General features: G+C 53.9%; 1 protein-coding gene and 1 CRISPR repeat array. The gene reads right to left on the bottom strand.

Going from position 1 to position 2771, the window contains the following annotated elements; all coding sequences use genetic code 11:
• Positions 1-764 (bottom strand): transposase (locus tag ACVWZJ_RS14075; RefSeq protein ID WP_457396476.1); only part of this gene is annotated, 764 nt, incomplete at its 3' end.
• A gap of 283 nt (positions 765-1047) precedes the next feature.
• Positions 1048-2618: a CRISPR direct-repeat array (repeat unit 37 nt; unit sequence GTTGATCCCTACCTTTTCCCCGCAAGGGGACGGAAAC).
• Positions 2619-2771: the final 153 nt, after the last annotated feature.

Below are 2771 nucleotides of genomic sequence, written 5' to 3'. Positions count from 1 at the left end.
CTAGAGACAATAGCTTTGGAGATGCGATGATTGACCCACGCCTGAAAGCGCCTCTCCTTGCCAGACAGCCGTTGCAGCAGTTGACGGCATCTGCGTCGCGAACTGCGTGTGCCCTTACTGGCTTTGCGTTGGAGTACCGCCCTCAACCGCGAGTAATGGTCTCGGACTTTGTTCAGCTGCTGTCCATTCCAGTTATCTCCTTCCGATGTATGAGCAATATCCGTCCTGCCCAAATCCACCCCCAACACTCTGCCCGTGCGTTGCGGTGGGGATGGCTCCGCTTCCACACAGATTTGAATGAAGTAGGAGCCATCTTTGCGTTTGACCAGAGTGGCGGATTTTGGATTGGAGCCTGTCAGCTGTTCTCTCTGGTAACGGCCAATCGCCAGCTCAAAGCGCTCTCGACCCTCCACCGTGGTCAGCGACACCGTCCAGTCTTTCTCGCGGAACGAAAAGATACGTGCATCGTAGGTAGCGAAGCCACCCTTGAACACTTTGACGGGGCGGTTTTTCTGTCGGGCAACTTTACGGGCGCCGGCCAGCCGTCTGCAGACCTGCTGGGCCAAGTTACTGGACAAGCCGAACCGGGCCCGGATTTCGCGGTAGCACAGAGACTGGAGCTTAACGGCGTTGGCGACTTTCTCCGGCGTGTTCTGGTTGACCCAGTTCAAGGCTTGGCCAAAAGCCTCCATCGTCGCGTCCAATTTGGCGGCTTGCGACTGGGACACCTTGAGCTTGCAGGAGACGGTCAGGACTTGGGTCATGGTTCTATCATAACTTCCGCATTCCTCCCGACCCTCGTCCTACGGACAGAGGGCGGGGCTCCTGCGATTTCTAGCTGACTCTGCCGGCACAAGATTTTAAGGGAAACTTTAGATCTTTTGCCCCGATTGGCCCAAAAACGTGACATAATGGCCGTAGCAAGCTCAATTTCCCCGCTTGCGCTTGGCCGCGAGGACAATGTTAACATCTGTGTCGAGGAATCTCCGTACTCCCTCGCGAACGCACCTTGAAAACCTCATGAATTCAGGCTTTTCCGAGGGTAGGGTTGATCCCTACCTTTTCCCCGCAAGGGGACGGAAACCGCTTGCTACCATAGATATAACGAATCCCCCTGTTAGTAAGTTGATCCCTACCTTTTCCCCGCAAGGGGACGGAAACATAAAGCAACCTGGGTGCTTGAGGGGGACTAGTCTTCTTCGTTGATCCCTACCTTTTCCCCGCAAGGGGACGGAAACCGGGGACATGCGAGCAGGGTGGATACATTTAAAGTACATGATGTTGATCCCTACCTTTTCCCCGCAAGGGGACGGAAACCTGCAGAGACGTCCCGACAAATCGCGGTGAACAACCGGTAGGTTGATCCCTACCTTTTCCCCGCAAGGGGACGGAAACTGCCATTGACGTACTGGCTCCACTTGTGGTAGAACGCCGTTGATCCCTACCTTTTCCCCGCAAGGGGACGGAAACCTAGTTGCATAACTTTATCCTCAATATATCGAGGTGGATTTTTGTTGATCCCTACCTTTTCCCCGCAAGGGGACGGAAACCCTCAACATCCGGGTGAAGGGGCTTTCCGCCTCGATCTCGAGTTGATCCCTACCTTTTCCCCGCAAGGGGACGGAAACATACCTCGATTAGGTTATGGGAACATGGAACAGCTAAGCTGTTGATCCCTACCTTTTCCCCGCAAGGGGACGGAAACGGCCGTATGGTCTGCAGCACACTGGGGTACTGTTTGACGTTGATCCCTACCTTTTCCCCGCAAGGGGACGGAAACTTTTCTCCCGAACTATCCGCTCTGTGTCAGTACCCGCTCTGTTGATCCCTACCTTTTCCCCGCAAGGGGACGGAAACGGCGGGCGTTATAGCGGGCGCGAGGCACAGTCAGATCGTTGATCCCTACCTTTTCCCCGCAAGGGGACGGAAACGGTCTCGAAAAATATTTGCCCTTCACGGCAGAAAGCAGTTGATCCCTACCTTTTCCCCGCAAGGGGACGGAAACGACTAGAAAGACCAGCCCTTTACTGGGGTGGGCACCTTTAGCGTTGATCCCTACCTTTTCCCCGCAAGGGGACGGAAACGCCATCTCGAGTGTTTCGTTCGGCGTTAGAATCCAACGCCGGTCGATCCCTACCTTTTCCCCGCAAGGGGACGGAAACTCCCCACACGCCGATTGACCCCGATCCATTTAGGTTATCGTTGATCCCTACCTTTTCCCCGCAAGGGGACGGAAACCATCTTTAAACGTGAACTCCAGACCTTTTGGTGTGTATGTTGATCCCTACCTTTTCCCCGCAAGGGGACGGAAACTAGGGCCGAGGAGAACATGTTCTCCACCAGCTTTTCGGTGTTGATCCCTACCTTTTCCCCGCAAGGGGACGGAAACTGGGGTCATTCCAGGTAATGCTCCACCTGCTATTGCATACGTTGATCCCTACCTTTTCCCCGCAAGGGGACGGAAACAGCCAATCAAAGATTGGCCCAAAACTAGGATTGTTCATCCTGTTGATCCCTACCTTTTCCCCGCAAGGGGACGGAAACAAATCGGGTTAGCCTGACTGGATCTAGGTTATTTATTGTTGATCCCTACCTTTTCCCCGCAAGGGGACGGAAACTAGAGAGAAGCGAGTAATGAGCAAAGAGAAGTGAGGTTGATCTCTACCTTCTCCCTGCAAGAGCATGCCTCTAACCCCCAAAACCCTGAACTTTGCTGAATTTACTGAGCTTTAGGCGGTTTGGCAAAAGTCATTGAGAGGGATATAGTAGAC

It is taken from the genome of Thermostichus sp. OS-CIW-29 (genome assembly GCF_054058195.1).
The sequence above is the reverse complement of the archived record's forward strand: the minus strand, read 5'-3'. Positions and strand labels throughout refer to the sequence as shown.